Consider the following 22,530-nt stretch of genomic DNA (forward strand, 5'->3'; position numbering starts at 1 on the left):
ATGGCGACATTTTCATTAGGTAAACATCCGCACGTTGAGCTGTGCGATCTGCTGAAGCTCGAAGGCTGGAGCGAAAGCGGCGCCCAGGCCAAGATCGTTATTGCCGACGGTCTGGTCAAGGTTGATGGCGTGGTAGAAACCCGTAAGCGCTGCAAAATCGTTGCCGGACAGACCGTAAGTTTTGAAGGTCAGAGCGTCACCGTAACGGCCTGAGCTGTCTGATGCCCTCACCCTAACCCTCTCCCACAGGGAGAGGGGATAAAAAATCCCCATTCCCATCACGGTTAATTATCGATCAACTTCAAATAATCATTATTTCATCTGTTGAAATGTGAAAATTAAGTTGCGCGAATTTCAGGCTTTCCTCACGATAAGTAGAACGTTCTACTAAAACGTTCTACTCACTATAATAGCGCTCACAGAGCGTACTCGGGGGAAATCAGCATGGGTCTGATGTCAGGGTTGGTTAAATCGTTGTCAAAACTGTCGATGATTGGTCGCGCGTTAATGCTGCCGATCTCGCTGCTTCCCGCTGCAGGCCTGCTGTTGGCTTTCGGCGATAAATTCCATCTGCCGCTAATGATGAACGCGGGCGGCGTTATTTTTGATAACCTGCCGATGCTGTTCGCCATCGGCTCGGCCGTCGGTCTAGCATCTGAATCCGGTATCGCGGCGCTGTCGGCGGCGGTGGCGGTGTTCGTCACCAACATCACCATCGGCACCGTACTCGGCATCACGCCGGAGATGGCCTCTCAGGGCGGTAAGTACGCCATGGTGGTGGGCATCCCGACGCTGCAGATGGGCGTCTTTGGCGGCCTGCTGTGCGGGATCCTCGCCGCGTGGTGTTATAACCGCTTCCACACCATGCAGCTGCCGGAGTTCCTCGGCTTCTTCTCCGGGAAGCGTTTTGTCGCCATTGCCACGGCGTTCCTGGCGTTTGTGATGGGTCTGCTGCTGCCGTACGTCTGGCAGCATATCCAGGCCGGTATCGACGCGCTGTCGGTGATTGTGAACGGCGATAACCAGGCAGCCTCGACCTTTATCTTCGGTCTGGTGGAACGCGCGCTGATCCCGCTGGGTCTGCACCATATCTGGTACCCCTCCTTCTGGTACTCGTTCGGGGATTACACTACCCAGGCGGGCCAGGTTATCCACGGCGACCAGACCATCTGGTTCAAGATGCTGGAAGAAGGGGTGAAATCCTTCAGCAGCGACACCTATCAGAACGCCGGTAAGTTCATGCAGGGCGAATTCCCGCTGATGCTGTTTGCCCTGCCTGCGGCCTGTCTGGCGATGTACCACGAAGCGCACACCAAAAACAAAAAGATTGCCGCCGGTATCCTCTTCTCTGCGGCGCTGACCTGCTTCCTGACGGGGATCACCGAGCCGGTCGAGTTCACCTTTATCTTCGTGGCGCCAATCCTGTATGTCTTTAACGCCATTATGGCGGGCCTGGCGTATATGACCATGTACCTGCTGCATGCGCACATCGCCAAATCCTTCTCCGCTGGCTTTATCGACTACCTGTCGTTCGGGATCCTGCCGTCGTTTAACGGCTATCAGACCAACTTCCTGAACGCCATTATCATCGGTATTCCGATGGCGCTGATTTACTACTTCACCTTCCGCTTCGTGATCCGTCGTTTCGACGTGAAAACGCCGGGCCGCACCGACGTGACGGCCAACGCGGATGATAAAACCGACACCGAAATCGCCACGGAGATCATCGGCCTGCTGGGCGGGGCGCAGAACATCGACTCTGTGGGCTCCTGCATCACCCGTCTGCGTCTGGAAGTGGCGAAGAGCGACATGGTGGATAAGGACGGTCTGAACGGCCTCGGCGCGCGCGGCGTGGTCTTTGTTGGCGACTCCGGTATTCAGGTTATCTTTGGCGCCCGGGCGCAGTTTATCGCCCAGACGATGTCGACCATGATCGGTAAATAATAAGCTGCCTGACCGACACGTCTCCTGTACTCTTACGGGAGGCGTTGTCTTATCAGGCATTTCAGGGAGAAGATGTGAAGAAGGTCAGCATCATAGATGTCGCCAGAGAGGCAGGGGTATCTGTTTCTACCGTCTCGCTGGTTCTGCGTCAGAAAGGAAAGATCTCAGAGGCGACGATTGAAAAAGTCCACGCCGCCATCACCGCCCTGGGCTACGTGCATAATGTGGCCGCCGCCAATCTTCGCGCCAACACCTCCAATCTTATCGGCCTGATCCTGCGCGATTTCAGCGACAGCTTTTCCATCAAAGTGATGGCCAGCATCGTCCAGGAGCTGGAAAAGCAGGGTTATATGGTCTTTCTCGGCCAGCCGCTGAACGACGGCGAGCACCTCGAGCGCTGCCTGCTCTCTTTCAAACAGCAGGGCGTCGCCGGGGTAATCTATCTGGCTTCCGATACGCGTCATGCCGCGCTGCCGGCGCTGATCCGCCAGTGCCCGCTGCCGCTGGTGGCGGTGTCGCAGTCGCTGCTCAACGAAACCTGCAATCTGGTGATGCGCGATAATCGTCAGGCGGCGCATCTGGCTACCCGCTATCTGATTGAGCGCGGCCACCGCAATATCGCCTATATCGGCGGCAGGGAGGGCGATCTGATCCGCGAGCAGCGCCTGCTGGGTTTTCGCAGCGCGATGACGCAAAACGGGCTGGTGTTCCGCGACGAATCCGCCCCCGCCTGCAGCGACGATACCCAGGCGGTGAGCTTCGCCACCCGTCAGCTGCTGGAGAAAAACAACACCATCACCGCCCTGCTCTGCCACTCTCCGGATGCGATGATCGGCTCCATCTCCGGCATTCATCACGTTGGCCGTACCGTGGGGAAAGATGTCTTTCTTACCCAGCAGGTGGCGCTGGTGGGGTTTGAGGATATGCTGCACGTGAATCTCACCTCTCCGTCGTTTACCTATGTCTCCTCCGCCAGCGAAGAGACCGGGCGTCAGGCGGCGGGGCTGATGATCCGCCAGCTGAAAGAGCCTGAGCTGCAAACCCAGCGCATTACCCTCTCCGGACAGCTTGTCGCGCGGGAATCGGCATAATTCAGATTTCCGCCCGGCCCTGAGTTCAGCGGCGCTCTGCTATATTTCCATGATTTGCCATGGATAATCACTATGCCAACCATCATTACTCACGCCGCCGTACCGATCTGCTTAGGTCTGGGGCTGGGCACCCGGGTTATTCCCCCTCGCCTACTGTTCGCCGGGATCGTTCTCGCTATGCTGCCGGATGCCGACGTGCTGTCATTTAAGTTTGGCGTCGCCTACGGAAATATTTTTGGTCATCGCGGGTTTACCCACTCGCTGCTGTTTGCCTTTGTGGTGCCGTTACTCTGCGTGTTGGCCGGGCGACGATGGTTCCGGGCGGGGCTGATGCGCTGCTGGCTGTTTTTAACCCTGTCGCTGCTGTCGCACAGCCTGCTGGACTCGGTGACGACGGGCGGTAAAGGGGTCGGCTGGCTATGGCCGTGGTCGGATGAACGCTTCTTCGCGCCGTGGCAGGTGATTAAGGTCGCGCCCTTTGCGCTCTCACGCTATACCACGCCGTACGGGCATCAGGTGATTATCTCGGAACTGTTGTGGGTATGGCTGCCGGGGGTGGTTGTGATGGGGATGTTGTGGTGGAAGCGTGCGCGCTGATGCCCTCACCCCGGCCCTCTCCCACAGGGAGAGGGAGAAAACCGGCTTGTAGGCCCGGCAAGCGAAGCGCCGCCGGGCGTAACAAACTTACTTACGGCGCCAGGTCGTACCCTGCGGGCCATCTTCCAGGATAATACCCATCTCGGTCAGACGGTTACGCGCGGCATCGGCAGCGGCCCAATCTTTCGCCTGACGCGCTTCCAGACGCGCTTTGATTAACGCTTCAATCTCCGCCACTTCGCCGTCATCCGACTGCGCACCGCTCTGCAGGAACGCTTCTGGCTCCTGCTCCAGCAGGCCGAGCACGCCGGAGAGTTTACGCATATGGGAAGCCAGCGCGTTGGCGGCGTGGGCATCTTCCCCTTTCAGGCGGTTCACTTCACGGGCCATATCGAACAGCGCAGAGTAGGCTTCCGGGGTGTTGAAGTCGTCGTTCATCGCCTCGATGAAGCGGGCTTCAAACGCCTCGCCGCCGGCCGCCGGCACGGAGGTGTCGGTGCCGCGCAGCGCGGTGTACAGACGCTCCAGGGCAGAACGCGCCTGCTTGAGGTTCTCTTCGCTGTAGTTCAGCTGGCTGCGATAGTGACCGGACATCAGGAAGTAGCGGATGGTTTCGGCATCGTAATACTTCAGCACGTCGCGCACGGTGAAGAAGTTGCCCAGCGATTTAGACATCTTCTCGCGGTCAATCATCACCATGCCGGAGTGCATCCAGTAGTTCACGTATTCGCCGTCATGCGCGCAGGTGGACTGGGCGATTTCGTTTTCATGGTGCGGGAACATCAGGTCAGAACCGCCGCCGTGAATATCGAAGTGGTTACCCAGCTGTTTGCAGTTCATGGCCGAACATTCAATGTGCCAGCCTGGACGGCCCGCGCCCCACGGGGATGGCCAGCTTGGCTCGCCCTCTTTGGACATCTTCCACAGCACGAAGTCCATCGGGTTGCGCTTCACGTCAACCACGTCCACGCGCGCCCCGGCCTGGAGCTGATCCAGATCCTGACGGGAGAGCTGGCCGTAGTGCGGGTCTGTCGGCACGTCGAACATCACGTCACCGTTGTCCGCCACGTAGGCATGGCCTTTGGCAATCAGCTGTTCGGTGATCTCGATGATCTCCGGAATATGGTGCGTTGCGCGCGGCTCAAGGTCTGGGCGCAGGATATTCAGCGCGTCAAAATCCTTGTGCATTTCACCGATCATGCGATCGACTAAGGTGACGAAATTTTCGCCGTTTTCGTTAGCGCGCTTAATAATTTTGTCGTCAATATCGGTGATATTGCGTACATACTTAAGGTTGTACCCGAGGAAACGCAGGTAGCGTGAAACCACGTCGAAGGCGACAAAGGTACGGCCATGGCCGATATGACAGAGATCGTAAACGGTAATACCACACACGTACATGCCGACTTCCCCGGCATGAATAGGTTTGAATTCCTCTTTTTGGCGCGTCAGTGTGTTGAAGATTTTTAACATCGAAGATTCCATGTGAGACGTGTGTGGGTGAAAACGGCATATTCTAATGGTAATTCAAACCGGAAGCAGCAAGTAATGCAAGGTGATCGCGCGTTGCGGTTATGCTATAACAAGCGCTTATTGTGGCCCCTGGCGGGGTCGAAGCACCACTATAACGGAACAGGATGCAAAAATGGTTACTTTCCACACTAATCATGGCGATATCGTAATCAAAACCTTTGATGACAAAGCGCCTGAAACAGTTAAAAACTTCCTGGACTACTGCCGCGAAGGTTTCTACGACAACACTATTTTCCACCGTGTTATTAACGGCTTTATGATCCAGGGCGGCGGTTTTGAACCTGGCATGAACCAGAAAGAGACCAAAGCGGCGATCAAAAACGAAGCGAACAACGGTCTGAAAAACACCCGCGGTACCCTGGCAATGGCCCGTACTCAGGCGCCACACTCTGCCACCGCGCAGTTCTTCATCAACGTAGCAGACAATGACTTCCTGAACTTCTCCGGCGAAAGCCTGCAGGGTTGGGGCTACTGTGTGTTTGCAGAAGTGGTTGAGGGTATGGACGTAGTTGACAAGATCAAAGGCGTTTCTACCGGCCGCAGCGGCATGCACCAGGACGTTCCAAAAGAAGACGTTGTGATCACAAGCGTGACCGTCAGCGAATAATTCGTGGCGACACTCTTTATTGCAGATCTGCATCTGCAAACAGAAGAACCGGCGATTACCGCCGGTTTTCTGCGTTTTTTACAGGGTGAAGCCCGCCACGCCGACGCGCTTTACATCCTGGGCGATCTGTTTGAAGCCTGGATTGGCGATGACGATCCGAACCCGCTGCACCGCGACATAGCGAGTGCGCTTAAAGCGCTGGTCGACTCCGGCGTCCCCTGCTTCTTTATCCACGGCAACCGCGACTTTCTGCTGGGCAAGCGCTTCGCCCGTGATTGCGGCATGACCCTGCTGGCGGAAGAGACCGTCCTCGACCTGTATGGCCGTAAAGTCCTGATCATGCATGGCGACACGCTCTGTACCGACGATACCGGCTATCTGGCATTTCGCGCCAAAGTGCACACCCCCTGGATCCAGACGCTGTTTCTCGCCCTGCCGCTGTTTATCCGCAGCCGTATCGCCGCAAAAATGCGTGCCGGCAGCAAAGCCGCTAACAGCAGCAAATCAATGACCATCATGGACGTGAACCCGCAGGCGGTGGTCAGCGTGATGGAAAAGCACCATGTGCAGTGGCTGATCCACGGCCATACCCATCGCCCGGACGTCCATAGACTGACCGTAAACGGTGAACCCGCTAAGCGCGTGGTGTTAGGGGCCTGGCACACCGAAGGCTCGATGGTCAAAGTCACGCCTGAAGATGTGGAGCTTATCGCCTTCCCGTTCTGAAATCCCTGCCCAGAAATCATTCAAATTTTTTGGACTATCTCAGCAAATTGTTTTGATTTTAATCACACTCTGGTCGGCCTATGATTACTCACATCAGGGCAACAACGCCCTATTCCAAACAAAACAGCTTAAGGAACACGACCATGAAATCCATCAAAACTTTCGTTGCAGTTGCCGCTCTGTCTCTGATCTCTTTCGGTTCTTTTGCCCAGAGCGTGAGCGCTACCGCCTCTACCCTTGACCGTGCAGAAGCGAAAATTGCCGCTCAGGCCGCAAAAGAAGGTGCTGCTTACAAAATCACCAGCGCCCAGTTCGACAACCGCGTGCACATGACCGCTGAACTGACTAAATAATTTGCCCGATTGCCGTGCCGCCAGATAAGAGCCCAGCGACAGCGACAATACGATGAAAAAGGAAAAGAGAATGAAAACTATCAGTATCGTCAGCGCCCTGCTGCTGGCCGCTTCACTGTCCTCTGGCGCGATGGCTGCAGAACAGCACTTCTCCACGCCGGAGGCGGGTTCGAATATCGACACGGCGGTGCATCAGAATCATATTGATGTGAACCATGCCTTCGACAAAGAGAACCTGACCGCAGGCAATCTGCTGTAAGCCGTAAAGCAGACTGTAAAAAGACCGCCTTTTGGCGGTTTTTTTATCGCATAAAGCGAGAGACTTTGGCGGAAGTTTTAGCCGCGCAACCGTTTTCCTTGCCTGTAGATCGTGCTATTCTCTGTGGCCTCAAAAGCCGAGAGTTGTGCACCACAGGAGTTTTAAGACGCATGTCTTCCAGCAATAATCCGGCGCGTGTCGCCATCGTAATGGGGTCCAAAAGCGACTGGGCTACCATGCAGTTCGCCGCCGAAATCTTTGACATCCTGAACGTTCCTCACCACGTTGAAGTGGTCTCCGCGCACCGCACCCCCGATAAACTGTTCAGCTTCGCCGAAGGCGCAGAAGAGAACGGCTATCAGGTGATTATTGCCGGTGCCGGCGGTGCCGCGCATCTGCCCGGCATGATTGCTGCCAAAACCCTGGTGCCGGTGCTCGGCGTCCCGGTTCAGAGCGCAGCCCTGAGCGGCGTCGACAGTCTCTACTCCATCGTGCAGATGCCGCGCGGCATTCCTGTTGGTACGCTGGCCATCGGTAAAGCGGGCGCTGCCAACGCCGCCCTGCTGGCCGCACAGATCCTCGCAACCCACGATAAAGCACTCCATCAGCGCCTGGCGGACTGGCGTAAAGCCCAGACCGACGAAGTGCTGGACAATCCCGACCCGCGAGGTGCGGCATGAAGCAGGTTTGCGTCCTTGGTAACGGCCAGTTAGGCCGTATGCTGCGTCAGGCCGGTGAACCGCTGGGGATCACCGTCTGGCCGGTTGGGCTGGACGATGAACCTGAAGCCGTGCCGTTTCAGCAAAGCGTCATCACCGCAGAGATTGAGCGCTGGCCTGAAACCGCCTTAACCCGCGAGCTGGCGCGTCATAACGCCTTCGTCAACCGCGACGTCTTTCCGATCATCGCCGACCGCCTGACGCAAAAACAGCTGTTTGACGATCTGCATCTCGCCACCGCGCCGTGGCAGCTGCTGACCGAAAAAGGCCAGTGGCCGGGCGTGTTTGACACGCTGGGCGAGCTGGCGATCGTCAAGCGTCGCGTGGGCGGCTACGACGGCCGCGGCCAGTGGCGTCTGCGCGCCGGTGAAACCGACCAGCTGCCGGACGAGTGCTACGGCGAGTGCATCGTTGAGCAGGGCATCAATTTCAGCGGCGAAGTGTCGCTGGTCGGTGCCCGCGCCCACGACGGCAGCACGGTTTTCTATCCCCTGACCCACAACCTGCATCAGGACGGCATTCTGCGCACCAGCGTAGTCTTCCCGCAGGCGGACGCAGCCCAGCAGGCGCAGGCTGAAAGCATGCTCTCTGCCATCATGCAGGAGCTGGGCTACGTGGGTGTGATGGCGATGGAGTGTTTCGTCACGCCGGAAGGTCTGCTGATCAACGAGCTGGCACCGCGCGTGCACAACAGCGGTCACTGGACGCAAAACGGGGCGTCCATCAGCCAGTTTGAGCTGCATCTGCGCGCCATCACCGGGCTGCCGCTGCCGAAGCCGGTGGTGAACAGCCCGTCGGTGATGATCAACCTGATCGGCACCGATCTGAACTACGACTGGCTGAACCTGCCGCTGGTGCATCTGCACTGGTACGACAAAGAGGTGCGCCCGGGTCGTAAGGTCGGCCACCTGAACCTGAACGATACCGACACCGCGCGCCTGAGCGCCGCGCTGGACGCTATCGTGCCGCTGCTGCCGCCAGAGTACGCCAGCGGTATTGCCTGGGCGCAGTCCGCACTCAGCTAAGCCTCACCGCCGGGGAGTTGACCTTCCCCTTCCCCGGCGTAAAATCCTGCCCATCGCTGTTTTGAGGGATCCTTATGAACGATGGGACGGACTACCGCGCCATTCTTACCGCCGACACGCCATTGATTGACGTGCGTGCGCCCGTGGAATTTGCTCAGGGCGCCATGCCTGCGGCAATCAACCTGCCTTTAATGAACGACGACGAACGCGCCGCCGTGGGCACCTGCTATAAGCGCCAGGGGCCGGAAGCCGCGCTCGCGCTCGGCCACCGTCTGGTGAGTGGCGAGACGCGCGAACAGCGTCTGGAAGCGTGGCGCGCCGCCTGCCTTGCCCGGCCGCAGGGCTACATCTGCTGCGCCCGGGGCGGGCAGCGCTCGCATATCGTGCAGGCGTGGCTGAAAGAGGCAGGCGTGGACTACCCGCTGATTCGGGGCGGCTATAAAGCGCTGCGTCAGGCGGCAATGCAGGCGACCGTCGAGCAGGCGCAAAAATCCAGCGTGCTGATTGGCGGCTGCACCGGGAGCGGTAAAACGCTGCTGGTGAAGGCGCATCCTCAGGGCGTGGATCTCGAAGGACTGGCGCACCATCGCGGCTCCTCCTTTGGCCGCACGCTGGCCCCGCAGCTCTCCCAGGCGAGTTTTGAAAACCATCTGGCGGTTGAGCTGTTAAAAAAAGACGCCACGCGCTGGGTACTGGAAGACGAAGGCCGGATGATCGGCTCCAACCACCTGCCGGAATGCCTGCGCGATCGCATGACGCAGTCGCCGATTGTGGTGGTCGAGGATCCGTTTGAAGTGCGTCTTGAGCGCCTTCGGGAAGAGTATTTCGCGCAGATGTGGCAGGCCTTTCGCGAGGCGCGGGGAGAAGAAGCGGGCTGGCTGGAGTATCGCGACTATCTGCACCACGGACTGTTTGCCATCCGCCGCCGTCTGGGGTTGCAGCGTTATGCCGAATTTACCGCCCTGCTGGATAGCGCTCTGGACGATCAGCAGCGTACCGGCAGCACCGAAGCGCATTTCAGCTGGCTTGCGCCGCTGCTGAATGACTATTACGACCCGATGTACCGTTATCAGCTGGAGAAAAAAGCGGAAAAGATTGTTTATCGCGGGACGTATGCAGACGTTGCGGATTGGCTGAGCCGCTGAAAAAAAGCCGGATGCGCTAACGCTTATCCGGCCTACAGATTCTGCCCGACTGTTCCCTCTCCCTTTCAGGGAGAGGGTTAGGGTGAGGGTCAGTTTTAGAAGTCGTAACGCAAACGCACCAGGTTCATATCACCCAGATCGTCGGTGCTGGAGGTGAACACGTGCTCGTAATCCACGCGGAAACCGTAATCCAGCTGGAAGCTGATACCCACGCCGTTGTCGATGCGCTGGTAGTTGCGGCCATTCATGGTCTCGATGCGATCGCCCATGAAGTAAGGCTGGATGGATTTCACAGCATACTGACCAATCGGGAATTTATAACCCGCAAAGTACTCAATACCCCACGCGTCACCCGCGAAGTAGTCGTTTACCGACACTTTTTTGCTGGTCATGAAGTTCTGATACCAGCCGCCGCCTGCGGAGAAGGTCCAGTTGTCCGGGGTCCAGCTCAGCGCGGTACCAAGGATATTCTGATCCCAGGTTTTGCTGTCGCCGTTATCCGGATTACGCATGTCCGCACGGGTGTAGTTCCACGCCGCGCCCCAGGTCAGGTCGGTGGTCAGGCGATAATCCAGACCCAGTGAACCGCCGCCTTTACGCTTGTAGCGCAGGCCGTTGCCCGGCAGGTATTCGCTGTCTTCGAACAGGTAAGAGGCGTAGATGTCCGCATCGCCGAGGGTTTTCTTGTACTTCAGCATCTGGCGTGAACGGTAAGAGCCGTCGTAGTCGCCGTTGATGCCGTTACCCGGCGCCTGGCCGATCATGTCGTAGTCCCAGATATCGGTTTTCGCACCAACCACATCGTAGTAAACGCTGTTCTGCTGACCGAAGGTCAGGGTACCCCAGGTATCGCTTTTCAGGCCGGTGTAGAGCATACGACGGGAGGTATCACGCGCGCCGTCTGCATGGTGGTTATCCCAGTTGAACTGGGCCGGAATGTTCACACCCAGCTCGTAGTAGCTCACCCAGCTGATGTCATCAAACAGGTAGTAATCTGCCGCGAAACGGAAGCGGGTGCCGCCGTCAAAGCCGTTACGCTTGTAGCTGTTTTTGCCGTCGTCGCCGGTCATATTCTGGAACTGGGGACGAATACTGCCGCCAACGGTAAAGTTCAGGCGGCTCAGCGGGTTGCCCGCCTGCGGATCTTGTTTCAGAACGGTGATTTCGGCCTGGGATGCAAAAGACGTCAATGCCACTGCAGCGCCAATAGCGACTGCCAGCGCTTTTTTATTTATTGTCACTGTTTTTCCTTGATAGACACACTGCCATTTATTTAGCAGGTGAATATTAACCAGGATTTATCTGTCCGTGTTGTCCGGTTTTTAATGATTTGTGCCACTAACACTCAGTGTTTTATCTTTTTATGCTGCCAAGACATCACGCACCGATATAAAAACCGGTGCGTGATGATTACGGAAAGGGATTAACCGGAGAACTGGCGGAACAGGGCTTTGCCCTTAAGTAGCCGGGCCCCCAGCCAGCCGCCGCACAGCGAGAGCATCACCGCGCCGCTGAGCGGCAGGATCACCCACAGTCGCCAGTCAGGCTCCCACGGGAAGTCGAACACCCGGGTTTGCAGCACCGCCAGCGCGGTTTCGGCTCCGATGGCCGCCACCAGGCCAGCCACCAGTCCCAGCAGGGCGAACTCGCTCCAGAGCGTGGTGCGCAGCAGTTTTTTACCTGCGCCCAGGGTGCGATAAACCACCAGCTCCTGATGGCGCTGACGCATCCCGACCTGCACCTGCGCCAGCAAAAGCAGCACTCCGCAAATCGTCACCAGCACCACCATCACCTCCAGCGCCCGGCTCACCTGCTCCAGCACCTGCCCGACCTGTTTCAGGATCGCGCCGATATCCAGCAGGCTGATGGTCGGGAACTCGCGGTTAAGCTGGGTGAGCATGCCGTTGCCGTTCTCCCAGCGGAAGCTGGTCAGCCAGCTCTGGGGCTGCCCGTCCAGCGCCCCGGAAGGGAAGATGAAGAAGAAGTTTGGCCGCAGGCTCTCCCAGTCAACCTTGCGCAGGCTGGTGACTTTAGCGCTGAAGTCCTGGGTATCGCCGGTAAAGGTCACCGTATCTCCCAGGGCGACGTTCAGGCGTTTTGCCAGCCCCTCCTCCATTGACACTTCCCCCGCGCCTGGCGGCCAGGTTCCGGCGGTGATGGGGTTATGATCCGGGCGTTTATCCTGCCAGGTCAGGTTCAGCTCGCGGTTAAGGGATTCATCTTTATTACCCTCGGTAGACTGGCCGTTAATCTGGGTCAGACGCGCCCGCACGATGGGATAGTAGGACTCGGGGATAATCTGATGCTCCGAGAGGAACGTCTTCAGCGGCGTCACCTGCTCCGGGGCGATGTTAATCAGAAAGTAGTTCGGGCTTTCGGGCGGGAGCTGCTGTTGCCAGCGATCCAGCAGGTCGCCGCGCAGCACCAGCAGCAAAGCCAGCAGCATAAACGACAGCGAGAAGGCCGACAGCTGGCTGAGGGTTGACCACGGCTGGCGCAGCAGGCGATTCACCGCCAGACGCACCGGCAGGGATTTTACCGTCAGCCCCTTAAGCACGCTGAGCAGCATCCAGCCCAGCACGCCGCAGAGCAGCGCCAGCACCACGGCCCCGGCCAGCACCGCCCACAGCAGCATGCTGCCGCCCATCAGCCAGGCGAGGAGCACCACCACCAGCACCACAATCGCCGGAATGTAATATTTCAGCGGCCAGACGCTGGCCACCACGTCGCGACGCAGGACGCGAAGCGGCTGCGTCGCCAGCAGCAGGCGATAAGGCCGCAGCCCCACCAGCAGCGAGATGACGGTCATGGCCCCGATCGCCCACAGCCACGGCCACAGGCTGGCTGGCGGCAGCGCGGCGGGCAGCACCGGTTTGAGCAGCACCATCAGCACCTTCTCAAACAGCAGCCCCATCGCCCCGCCGGTGACAGCTGAAAGGGTAAGCACCATCAACCACTGGCCGACGATCAGTTTGCGCAGCTGTGCCCTGCCCGCGCCGAGGGTTTTGAGGATCGCCACCAGGTCGTAGCGACTGCGGCAGTAGTGGCCCATGGCCACCGCCACCGCCGCGACCGCCAGCAGCAGCGTTAACAGCGCCGACAGCAGCAGGAACTGCTGGGAACGCTCCAGCGACTTGCCGAGCGCGCCATCCTCCTGCTCCATTCCGGACCAGCGGTGCTCCGCCTTCAGCTGCGGCAGTAGCCACTTTTCATAGGTGCTCAACTGGGCGGGCGTGCCGCCAAACTTAATGCGCCAGGTGACGCGGCTCCCGGGCTGTACCGCCGCGGTTTTGGCGACATCTGCGGTGTTCATCAGCAGGCGCGGCGCCATCTGGAAGGGGTTGAAGCCGGAATCCGGCTCCTGAATCACCTCTCCGGCGATTTTCAGTGTGGCATCCCCGACGTCAATGCTGTCGCCGGTTTTCAGATTCAGCAGCGCCATCAGGCGCGAGGCCAGCAACACAGTCCCCGGCGCGGGCTTGAGGCCCGGCGGGTTGGTTTGTAGCTCGCCGTACATCGGGTAAATATCATCGACGGCCTTTACGCTTGCCAGCTGCGGTGTATCGGCGGCAAAGGTCATGGTCTGGAAGCTCAACTGCTCGCTGACCTTCAGCCCCGCTTTTCTTGCCTCCTCAAGCCACGCCTGGGGCACCTCGCGGGAGCTGCGCAGCGTGCGGTCCCCGGCCATAAACTCACGGCTTTGCTGGCTGAGCCCCTTTTCCATGCGATCGCTGACGCTGCCGAGCGCCAGCACGCAGGCCACCGCCAGGCTTAACGCCAGCCAGACGATCAGCAGCGAGGGGGAGCGCCATTCGCGCCAGAACCAGCGGGTAATCATGCTTCCTCCTGCAATTCGCCATTCACCAGGCGCAGGCGGCGATCGCAGCGGGCAGCCAGTTGCGGATCGTGGGTGACGAGGATCAGCGTGGTGCCGTGCTCGCGGTTAAGCGAGAACAGCAGATCGGCAATTTTGTCCCCGGTCTGGCGATCGAGGTTACCGGTGGGTTCGTCGGCAAACAGCACATCCGGGCGGCCATTGAACGCACGGGCCAGCGCCACGCGCTGCTGCTCGCCGCCGGAGAGCTGCGCCGGAAGGTGATCGAGGCGTTTACCCAGCCCCAGCTGTTCCAGCAGCGCCCTGGCACTCTCCCGGCTGTGGGCGGTATTCTCGCCGCGCAGCAGCCCCGGCAGCTCAACGTTCTCCAGCGCGTTAAGGGTCGGGATCAGCATAAACGACTGAAAAACAAAACCAATGTGCTTTGCCCGCAGGGCGGCGCGCGCCTCTTCATCCAACGCATGCAGGGGCTGGCCGACCAGGTTGACCTCACCGCTGCTGCCGTCATCCAGACCGGCGAGGATCGCCAGCAGCGTGGATTTGCCCGAACCCGATTCACCAATCAGGGCGATGCTCTGCCCGCGTTTGACAATGAGTTCAACTCCGGTAAGGATGGAAAGCTCGTGCTCCCCCTGACCCACGGACTTCTTAAGATGATGAACTTCAACAATGTTTTCCGCTGGCATTTGCCCTTCCTGTTTTTGATTCTGTTCTCATTTCGCGCCGCGGCGGCGGACACGCTATTAATTCTGGGTGACAGTCTGAGCGCTGGCTACCGGATGGCGGCCAGTGCCGCCTGGCCTGCGCTGCTGAACGATAAATGGCAGAGCAAAACGACGGTCGTCAACGGCAGCATCAGCGGCGACACCTCCCAGCAGGGACTTTCCCGTCTGCCTGCCCTGTTGAAACAGCATCAGCCGCGCTGGGTGCTGGTGGAGCTTGGCGGCAATGACGGCCTGCGCGGTTTCCAGCCGCAGCAGACGGAGCAAACCCTGCGCAAAATTTTGCAGGATATCCGCACCGCCAACGCCCAGCCGTTACTGATGCAAATTCGCCTGCCTGCTAACTATGGTCGTCGGTATAATGAAGCCTTCAGCGCGATATATCCGAAGCTCGCCAAAGAGTTCGATGTTCCGCTGCTGCCCTTTTTTATGGAAGAGGTCTACCTGAAACCGCAGTGGATGCAGGACGACGGTATTCACCCCAATCGGGACGCCCAGCCGTTTATCGCAGACTGGATGGCAACCCGGCTGGCTCCTTTAGTTAAACATGACTCGTAATTCAGCGGAGATCCTGACAGGTAAAGTTATGCAAAAATCGGTCTTAATAACAGGATGTTCCAGCGGAATTGGCTTTGAAAGCGCCCTTGAACTGAAGCGTCAGGGATTCTGGGTGCTGGCCGCCTGCCGCAAACCCGAAGACGTTGAACGGATGAACAACATGGGTTTTGCCGGCGTGCTGTTGGATCTGGATTGTGCAGAAAGCATTGAACGCGCCGCCGATGAAGTGATCGCCCTGACCGGTAATCGCCTGTATGGGCTGTTCAACAACGCCGGATTTGGCGTTTACGGCCCGCTGCAGACTATTACGCGCCAGCAGCTTGAACAGCAGTTTTCGGCCAATTTTTTTGGCGTCCATCAGCTTACCATGCGCCTGCTGCCCGCCATGTTGCCGCACGGCGAGGGCCGGATTGTGATGACCTCCTCGGTGATGGGGCTCATCTCCACGCCCGGTCGCGGGGCTTACGCCGCCAGCAAATATGCGCTGGAAGCCTGGTCGGATGCGCTGCGCATGGAGCTGCGCCATAGCGGCATTAAGGTGAGCCTGATTGAACCGGGCCCTATCCGCACCCGCTTTACCGACAACGTCAATCAAACCCAGGCCGACAAGCCGGTGGAAAATCCCGGCATTGCCGCACGTTTTACGCTGGGGCCGGAGGCGGTGGTCGCCAAAGTGCGCCATGCTTTTGAGAGCAAAAACCCTAAAATGCGTTATCCGGTCACGCTGGTGACCCACGCCGTCGGCCTGCTGAAGCGCCTGCTGCCGGGCCGGATGATGGACAAAATTTTACAGGGCTGAGTTGAAGCCACGCGTCACGCCCCCATGTAAACAGAAACTCATAATCGAGAATGCCGCATGTCCGTACAGAATATTGTCAACATTACCGAAGAAAACCTGCACCAGACCCTTGAACAGTCGATGACCAAACCGGTGCTGTTCTACTTCTGGTCTGAGCGGAGTCAGCACTGTCTGGAACTGACCCCGGTCCTTGAGAAGCTGGCCGCCCAGTACAACGGTCAGTTTATTCTGGCGAAGCTCGACTGCGACGCCGAGCAGATGATTGCCTCGCAGTTTGGCCTGCGCGCCATTCCAACGGTCTATCTGTTCCAGAACGGTCAGCCGGTGGATGGCTTCCAGGGCCCACAGCCGGAAGAGGCGATCCGCGCCCTGCTGGATAAAGTGCTGCCGCGCGAAGATGAGCTGAAAGCGCAGCAGGCGGCGGCCCTGATGGCCGAAGGCAAACATGACGACGCCCTGCCGCTGCTGAAAGAGGCGTGGCAGCTTTCCGGTCAGAACAGCGAAACTGGCCTGCTGCTGGCGGAAACGCTGATTGTCTTAAAACGTTCTGAAGACGCCGAAGTGGTGCTGAAAACTATCCCACTTCAGGATCAGGATACCCGCTACCAGGGGCTGATGGCGCAGATTGAACTGCTGAAGAAAGCCGCGGATACGCCGGAAATTCAGCAACTGCAACAGCAGGTGGCCAATAGCCCTGCCGACGCAGCGCTGGCCAGCCAGCTGGCACTGCAGCTGCATCAGGTGGGGCGCAACGAAGAAGCGCTGGAACTGCTGTTCAGCCACCTGAAAACCGATCTGGCTGCCGCTGACGGCCAGGCGCGTAAAACGTTCCAGGACATTCTGGCGGCACTCGGCACGGGTGACTCCCTGGCCTCCTCCTATCGCCGTAAGCTTTACGCTCTGCTGTACTGATCCTGCTCTGTCTGTCCGGCAGCAATTTGCCTGCCGGGCTCTTCTCCGATTTAACCTCTCCTTATCATTTCCGCCTCTCTCCTGACGATGAACTATTTTCAGTCTATGGACAGATTAACTGTTTTTATTTCCTGTTGAACTGACCTTTACCTCTCATCGAAAAAACACAAATCAAAGCCACTCAAAAGTCTGCAATTAGTCAATAAAACACATAACAAACTCAAAACAAAAAATTAAAAATACCCCGCCTTTCGAGGCGTTAATAGGTAACAAAACGTAAAATTGCTTACAAACTCTCCTAAAAAAGACTAACCACACACTTTTAGCAACAATAATCTCTAAGCGAAAACCTCATCTCTTTCGTTTGAAGCATGACTAAATGTAGACATTTAAAAACACTCACAAACTGACTTGCCAATAACTATTTATTGGTTAGAATCCTCAAAAATAAGACACACACAACAGTGTTTAGTTACAAAAAAGACAACAAAAAGACAATTAATAATCCTGCAAACACTCTCAGAGCCAGAGCCGTGAAACTCTCTGTCACTCTGCAATTAACAACACGATCAAACGATTGACCTCAGGATACGTAGAGATGAAAACCACCATTAAACTGATCGCATCGGCAGTGTCGTTGTGCCTCATGGCTCCGGGCGCTTATGCGATAACTGCGGACCAGGCCGCAGCGAACCTGAAAGGTGCAGCTGATTTTGAGCATCTGGTGCATAAAAATTATGCCGCCGCGCTCAGAGCTGAGCATGTCAGCAACATAGAAATGATGAATACCATCAATCAGTATGGTGCGACCTCGCCTCAAGCCGCCGCAGCCGCCCAGAAGCATCTGGATGCGTTCAAGTTGATCGACCAACGCCGTAACGATCTTAAACTTGCCCAGACCCAGCTGCAGGCCGCCCGCAACGCGTTTAAGGATGGATCGATTGCGCCTGTGGCTATTCCTGTTAAGCCAGCATCGCTGACATCGAATATTCCGACTGTCGTTGCACCTCCTGCGCCGAACCAGAGCGTGCCGCCTAAACCGCAGACAACGGTGACCAGCACCGCGCCCACTCTCGTCGCGCCACCTGCGCCGAAGCAGAGCGTGCCGCCTAAACCGCAGACCCCGGTGACCAGCAACGTACCGACAATTGTCGCGCCGCCTGCGCCGAACCAGAGCGTGCCGCCTACACCGAAGACAACGGTGACCAGCTCCGTACCGACAATTGTCGCGCCGCCTGCGCCGAAGCAGAGCGTGCCGCCTAAACCGCAGACAACGGTGACCAGCAACGTACCGACAATTGTCGCGCCGCCTGCGCCGAACCAGAGCGTGCCGCCTACACCGAAGACAACGGTGACCGGCTCCGTACCGACAATTGTCGCACCGCCTGCGCCGAAGCAGAGCGTGCCGCCTAAACCGCAGACAACGGTTACCAGCTCCGTCCCGACTCTCGTTGCGCCACCTGCGCCGAAACAGAGCGTACCGCCTAAACCGCAGACCCCGGTGACCGGCTCCGTACCGACAATTGTCGCACCGCCTGCGCCGAACCAGAGCGTGCCGCCAGCACCGAAGACCCCGGTGATCAGCTCCGTACCGACAATTGTCGCACCGCCTGCGCCGAACCAGAGCGTGCCGCCTAAACCGCAGACAACGGTGACCAGCAACGTACCGACAATTGTCGCGCCGCCTGCGCCGAACCAGAGCGTGCCGCCTACACCGCAGACAACGGTGACCACCCAGGTTGTCACTGCACCGCCAGCCCCGGTCTACAACGTGCCGCCGAAACCGAACGCACCGGTGACCACAACCACACTGGTTGTCACCGCCCCGCCAGCCCCGGTCTATAATGTGCCGCCGAAACCGAACGCGCCGGTCACCACCACCACCCAGGTTATCACCGCGCCTCCAGCCCCGGTCTACAACGTGCCGCCAAAACCGAACGCCCCGGTGACCACGACCACCCAGGTTGTCACCGCCCCGCCAGCCCCGGTCTATAACGTGCCGCCGAACCCGAACGCACCGGTGACCACCACCACCCAGGTTATCACCGCGCCGCCAGCCCCGGTCTACAACGTGCCGCCGAAACCGAACGCCCCGGTGACCACGACCACCCAGGTTATTACCGCCCCGCCAGCCCCGGTCTACAACGTGCCGCCGAAACCGAACGCGCCGGTGACCACGACCACCCAGGTTATCACCGCCCCGCCAGCCCCGGTCTACAACGTGCCGCCGAAACCGAACGCACCGGTGACCACAACCACACTGGTTGTCACCGCCCCGCCAGCCCCGGTCTATAATGTGCCGCCGAAACCGAACGCGCCGGTCACCACCACCACCCAGGTTGTCACCGCGCCGCCAGCACCGGTCTATAACGTGCCGCCGAAGAAGACGACGACCAGCACCAGCCAGGCCGCGGGTAACACTTACTCCATCAGCCAGGTCAACAGTTACTACGTGGATCAAACGACCCGTAACCAGGTGAACAACAATGGCCAGCGGATTGCGAGCAACAGCCAGCGGATCGACAGCAACGGTCAGCGCATCTCGGGCAACAGCGTACGCATCGACAGCAACAGCCAGCGCATCTCGGGTAACAGCCAACGCATCGACAGCAACAGCCAGCGCATCTCGGGTAACAGCGTGCGTATCGACAACAACAGTCAGCGTATCTCGGGCAACAGCCAACGCATCGACAGCAACAGTCAACACATTACGAACAACAGCAAAGCCATTGAACGTAATGCGAAAGAGATCGATGAGACCCGCAACGATCTCAAACGCGGTCTGAATAACGCAGCGGCAATGTCGAGCCTGCATTATCACTCCGATGATTCATGGGCTCTGTCGACGGGGACGGCAAATGGGGATGGCGCAGCGCTCGCTGCCGGTCTACAAAAAGGCATTACCCCGCACGTTGCCGTGAATGTGCAGGCATCAAGCTCCTTCGATAACGGCTGGATGGCAGGCGCAGGTATCTCTGGCGATTTTTAATCGCATCTTGCAGGGTTAAATCAGCACTTATGGCCGCCTTTATGGCGGCCTTTTTCATTGCATTACCCGAACTTTACTTAAGTCTTGCTAATGTTTAACGCTGTTAAACAGATAAAAAGGCTTATCACTTTCAAAACAGTCTTGCGGATGTCCGCACTTTTGTACGCTTTACTTGCCTGTAGTAACCTTTATTTTCCATTTGTGATCGGCGCAAAACTCCCGCACGCGGTGCTAATAGCCTCATCTTGCGGGAGATGTTAAACTTTTTCGCGATAAAAATGGCTCGCTTTTAACTATAGGAAGTATGCGGCATGACACATATCTTTTATGAGTTCACCTCCCTTAAGCCGGGTGTTCCTAATGTAGAAACATTAATGCAAGTCATCCACTCCTCGGCAGAGACCAGCTTTGTTATTGGCCCTGAAGTCGTTGATTTCGTAAAAAAAGCGTTGATCGTTAATACCACTATTGGCAGCTTTAAAAATTGCAAATTCGCTTTCGACAACGGCACGCACTTCATTGAATTTGATGGGAAAGGTAAGTCGAAGCGCTACGACGAGGTTCCGGAATGGTTTGTCTCCCCGGCAGACTTTTCCCGCTCGCAGTGGCTGATCAACCATAAGCTGTCGGATGTGATGGCGACGAAGTTTATTGAAGTGCTGATGTCTTACCCGCTGAAAGAGCGTCGTGCCCACTGCAATCTGCTGTTCGGATTAGACTTGCATAAGACAGGTATCGTGCCGTCCACGACTCCTGCCGCGAGCAAAATCGGCAATAAAAACGGTAAAACAACGAAGCCGAAAATCATCGAACTGGGCTCCTTTGAGCTGTTCAGCCAGTTCTTTGACCGCCTGAAAAGCGCCGTGGCAGAGGATCAGTTCCCGACCCTGCAGGTGCTGACCGGTATCGATAACCTGTCAAAAGCGCCAAATAACCTCAAACAGGGGATCCGCACCTGGTTCAAAGCGATCACCGGCGATCTGCCGCCTAACAATAAGCGCGTCGAAGCCGGTAATGCCGGTCTGTTCTGCGCCCCGGTGCGCGAACAGCTGCAGCAGATTGAAGCCATTGGCCTGGAAAAATACTATGCCGGGCTGTCACGGGCAATCAACGAAGCGGGCGAGCAGTACATCTCTGACTTCGCTTACCCCCATCCCGACGCCTGACCTGCCGCTGCCGACTAAAAACCCCGTCGCCCTGCTATTTTTAGCGGGGCTTTTTTATGTCTGGACCCTGCCCGGCTCGTTGATTCAAGGCGAATTTCCCCCTGTTTGCCGATATACTAATGGGCAACAAACGAACAATTGTTATCGCAACATGGAATACAAAACAGGAGGTTTTACATGTTCATCGTCATCCCTATTCTCATCTTCGTGGCGCTGGTGATCGTCGCCGCTGGCGTCAAAATTGTTCCGCAGGGCTACCAGTGGACGGTTGAGCGTTTTGGTCGTTATACCAATACGCTGCAGCCGGGGTTAAGCCTGGTCGTGCCGTTTATGGACCGCATTGGCCGCAAGATCAATATGATGGAACAGGTGCTCGATATCCCGTCGCAGGAGGTCATCTCCCGGGATAACGCCAACGTGACCATCGACGCGGTGTGCTTTATTCAGGTGATTGACGCCCCGAAAGCCGCCTACGAGGTGAGCAACCTTGAGTTAGCCATCATCAACCTCACGATGACCAATATCCGAACCGTGCTCGGCTCGATGGAGCTGGACGAAATGCTCTCCCAGCGCGACAGCATCAATACCCGCCTGCTGCACATCGTCGACGAAGCCACCAACCCGTGGGGCATTAAAGTCACGCGTATTGAGATCCGTGATGTGCGCCCGCCAGCAGAGTTGATCACCTCGATGAACGCCCAGATGAAGGCTGAGCGAACCAAGCGCGCCTACATTCTGGAGGCCGAAGGGGTGCGCCAGGCGGAGATCCTCAAAGCCGAAGGGGAAAAACAGTCGCAGATCCTTAAAGCCGAAGGCGAACGCCAGTCTGCCTTCCTGCAGGCCGAAGCCCGTGAACGTTCGGCAGAAGCAGAAGCCCGCGCCACCAAAATGGTTTCGGAGGCCATCGCTGCCGGGGATATCCAGGCGGTGAACTACTTTGTGGCACAGAAGTACACCGAAGCGCTGCAGGCCATCGGCTCGGCGGAGAACAGCAAGGTGGTGATGATGCCGCTGGATGCCAGCAGCCTGATGGGCTCGATCGGCGGGATCGCGGAGCTGATTAAAAACAGCGGCAACGAGCGCAAATTATGATCGCGTTAATTGCTGCACATCCGCACGTCTTCTGGCTGAGTCTCGGCGGCCTGCTGCTGGCGGCAGAGATGCTTGGCGGCAACGGCTATCTGCTGTGGAGCGGCGTGGCGGCCGTTATCACCGGCCTGCTGGTGTGGATCTTACCCTTCGACTGGGCCTGGCAGGGGGTGCTTTTCGCGGTACTCACCCTGATTGCCGCCTGGCTCTGGTGGCGCTGGCTCTCACGCCAGGTGCGCGCCCAGAAACCCGCCGATGCCCGGCTCAACCAGCGTGGACAACAGCTGGTGGGGATGCAGTTTACGCTGGATACCGCCCTGGTGAACGGACGCGGCCATATGCGCGTCGGCGACAGCTCATGGCCGGTGATTGCCGATGCCGACTTTGCCGCCGGTACAAAAGTTGAAGTGGTGGCCGTCGAGGGGATCACCCTTCGCATCCGCGCCCTCTCCCGATAAGAA

General features: G+C 57.9%; 22 protein-coding genes. 18 read left to right on the top strand and 4 right to left on the bottom strand.

What is annotated here, in order from left to right:
- From ybcJ to FFB58_RS09205, 4 genes are all read left to right on the top strand, one after another.
- Nucleotides 1-213 carry a ribosome-associated protein YbcJ gene (gene ybcJ / locus FFB58_RS09190; RefSeq protein WP_023334767.1) on the top strand — a complete coding sequence of 71 codons (213 nt, stop codon included), beginning with the start codon at nucleotides 1-3 and terminating at the stop codon, nucleotides 211-213.
- 231 nt (nucleotides 214-444) lie between these two features.
- Nucleotides 445-1,944, top strand: coding sequence for a PTS transporter subunit EIIC (locus tag FFB58_RS09195; protein ID WP_138369688.1), 1,500 nt, complete (start codon nucleotides 445-447; stop codon nucleotides 1,942-1,944).
- Nucleotides 1,945-2,018: 74 nt separating this feature from the next.
- On the top strand, nucleotides 2,019-3,035 hold the full coding sequence (malI, locus tag FFB58_RS09200; protein WP_039032579.1) for a Mal regulon transcriptional regulator MalI: 1,017 nt from the start codon (nucleotides 2,019-2,021) through the stop codon (nucleotides 3,033-3,035).
- Nucleotides 3,036-3,107: 72 nt separating this feature from the next.
- Nucleotides 3,108-3,632 (top strand): metal-dependent hydrolase, encoded by a 525-nt coding sequence (locus FFB58_RS09205; protein WP_138369689.1) that lies wholly within the window; start codon nucleotides 3,108-3,110, stop codon nucleotides 3,630-3,632.
- Nucleotides 3,633-3,719: 87 nt separating this feature from the next.
- On the opposite strand, the gene cysS is transcribed toward FFB58_RS09205, so the two are convergent.
- Nucleotides 3,720-5,105 carry a cysteine--tRNA ligase gene (gene cysS, locus FFB58_RS09210; RefSeq protein ID WP_138369690.1) on the bottom strand — a complete coding sequence of 462 codons (1,386 nt, stop codon included), beginning with the start codon at nucleotides 5,103-5,105 and terminating at the stop codon, nucleotides 3,720-3,722.
- 172 nt (nucleotides 5,106-5,277) lie between these two features.
- Here cysS and ppiB point away from each other — a divergent pair, with 172 nt between their 5' ends.
- The 7 genes from ppiB to mnmH all read left to right on the top strand — a co-directional run bounded on the left by ppiB (nucleotide 5,278) and on the right by mnmH (nucleotide 9,999).
- Entirely contained in the window at nucleotides 5,278-5,772 is a 495-nt protein-coding gene (gene ppiB / locus FFB58_RS09215) for a peptidylprolyl isomerase B (protein ID WP_039032582.1), read from the top strand.
- A 3-nt stretch (nucleotides 5,773-5,775) separates the two neighbouring features.
- The gene (gene lpxH, locus FFB58_RS09220; RefSeq protein WP_138369691.1) at nucleotides 5,776-6,498 is read left to right on the top strand and encodes a UDP-2,3-diacylglucosamine diphosphatase; all 723 of its coding nucleotides are present in this window, start codon (nucleotides 5,776-5,778) and stop codon (nucleotides 6,496-6,498) included.
- Between the two features lie 143 nt (nucleotides 6,499-6,641).
- Nucleotides 6,642-6,851 (top strand): YdgH/BhsA/McbA-like domain containing protein, encoded by a 210-nt coding sequence (locus FFB58_RS09225; protein ID WP_039032584.1) that lies wholly within the window; start codon nucleotides 6,642-6,644, stop codon nucleotides 6,849-6,851.
- Between the two features lie 70 nt (nucleotides 6,852-6,921).
- Nucleotides 6,922-7,110 (top strand): hypothetical protein, encoded by a 189-nt coding sequence (locus FFB58_RS09230; RefSeq protein ID WP_039032585.1) that lies wholly within the window; start codon nucleotides 6,922-6,924, stop codon nucleotides 7,108-7,110.
- Between the two features lie 170 nt (nucleotides 7,111-7,280).
- Entirely contained in the window at nucleotides 7,281-7,790 is a 510-nt protein-coding gene (gene purE, locus FFB58_RS09235; RefSeq protein WP_039032586.1) for a 5-(carboxyamino)imidazole ribonucleotide mutase, read from the top strand.
- On the top strand, nucleotides 7,787-8,854 hold the full coding sequence (gene purK, locus FFB58_RS09240) for a 5-(carboxyamino)imidazole ribonucleotide synthase (protein ID WP_039032587.1): 1,068 nt from the start codon (nucleotides 7,787-7,789) through the stop codon (nucleotides 8,852-8,854). The genes purE and purK overlap by 4 nt, the downstream gene beginning before the upstream one ends.
- 74 nt (nucleotides 8,855-8,928) lie before the next feature.
- The gene (gene mnmH, locus FFB58_RS09245; protein WP_138369692.1) at nucleotides 8,929-9,999 is read left to right on the top strand and encodes a tRNA 2-selenouridine(34) synthase MnmH; all 1,071 of its coding nucleotides are present in this window, start codon (nucleotides 8,929-8,931) and stop codon (nucleotides 9,997-9,999) included.
- Between the two features lie 95 nt (nucleotides 10,000-10,094).
- On the opposite strand, the gene FFB58_RS09250 is transcribed toward mnmH, so the two are convergent.
- The 3 genes from FFB58_RS09250 to ybbA form a co-directional block, all read right to left on the bottom strand.
- Nucleotides 10,095-11,240, bottom strand: a complete 1,146-nt coding sequence (locus tag FFB58_RS09250; RefSeq protein ID WP_039032589.1) for a porin — start codon at nucleotides 11,238-11,240, stop codon at nucleotides 10,095-10,097.
- Nucleotides 11,241-11,422: 182 nt separating this feature from the next.
- Nucleotides 11,423-13,837, bottom strand: coding sequence for a putative ABC transporter permease subunit YbbP (gene ybbP, locus FFB58_RS09255; protein ID WP_138369693.1), 2,415 nt, complete (start codon nucleotides 13,835-13,837; stop codon nucleotides 11,423-11,425).
- Nucleotides 13,834-14,520 (bottom strand): putative ABC transporter ATP-binding protein YbbA, encoded by a 687-nt coding sequence (gene ybbA / locus FFB58_RS09260; protein WP_039032596.1) that lies wholly within the window; start codon nucleotides 14,518-14,520, stop codon nucleotides 13,834-13,836. Before ybbA ends, ybbP begins: the two co-directional genes overlap by 4 nt.
- Between ybbA and tesA the strand changes: the two genes are divergently transcribed.
- The 7 genes from tesA to FFB58_RS09295 all read left to right on the top strand — a co-directional run bounded on the left by tesA (nucleotide 14,491) and on the right by FFB58_RS09295 (nucleotide 22,527).
- Entirely contained in the window at nucleotides 14,491-15,114 is a 624-nt protein-coding gene (tesA, locus tag FFB58_RS09265; RefSeq protein ID WP_171029951.1) for a multifunctional acyl-CoA thioesterase I/protease I/lysophospholipase L1, read from the top strand. The two genes, ybbA and tesA, sit on opposite strands and share 30 nt — an antisense overlap.
- On the top strand, nucleotides 15,104-15,913 hold the full coding sequence (locus FFB58_RS09270; RefSeq protein ID WP_138369695.1) for an SDR family oxidoreductase: 810 nt from the start codon (nucleotides 15,104-15,106) through the stop codon (nucleotides 15,911-15,913). Before tesA ends, FFB58_RS09270 begins: the two co-directional genes overlap by 11 nt.
- Nucleotides 15,914-15,970: 57 nt before the next feature.
- A complete protein-coding gene (locus tag FFB58_RS09275) occupies nucleotides 15,971-16,825 on the top strand; it encodes a co-chaperone YbbN (RefSeq protein ID WP_138369696.1) in 855 nt (284 codons plus the stop codon).
- A gap of 598 nt (nucleotides 16,826-17,423) precedes the next feature.
- Nucleotides 17,424-19,814 (top strand): hypothetical protein, encoded by a 2,391-nt coding sequence (locus FFB58_RS09280; protein WP_138369697.1) that lies wholly within the window; start codon nucleotides 17,424-17,426, stop codon nucleotides 19,812-19,814.
- A gap of 311 nt (nucleotides 19,815-20,125) precedes the next feature.
- Nucleotides 20,126-20,980: a hypothetical protein gene (locus tag FFB58_RS09285; protein ID WP_138369698.1), complete on the top strand. Its 855-nt coding sequence runs from the start codon at nucleotides 20,126-20,128 to the stop codon at nucleotides 20,978-20,980.
- A 177-nt stretch (nucleotides 20,981-21,157) separates the two neighbouring features.
- Nucleotides 21,158-22,072, top strand: coding sequence for an SPFH domain-containing protein (locus tag FFB58_RS09290; RefSeq protein ID WP_138369699.1), 915 nt, complete (start codon nucleotides 21,158-21,160; stop codon nucleotides 22,070-22,072).
- The gene (locus FFB58_RS09295) at nucleotides 22,069-22,527 is read left to right on the top strand and encodes an NfeD family protein (protein WP_138369700.1); all 459 of its coding nucleotides are present in this window, start codon (nucleotides 22,069-22,071) and stop codon (nucleotides 22,525-22,527) included. The genes FFB58_RS09290 and FFB58_RS09295 overlap by 4 nt, the downstream gene beginning before the upstream one ends.
- The last annotated feature ends 3 nt before the right edge of the window (nucleotides 22,528-22,530 follow it).

The organism is Enterobacter sp. MF024, from assembly GCF_005843915.1.
GTDB classification, from domain to species: Bacteria; Pseudomonadota; Gammaproteobacteria; order Enterobacterales; family Enterobacteriaceae; genus Enterobacter; species Enterobacter barmai.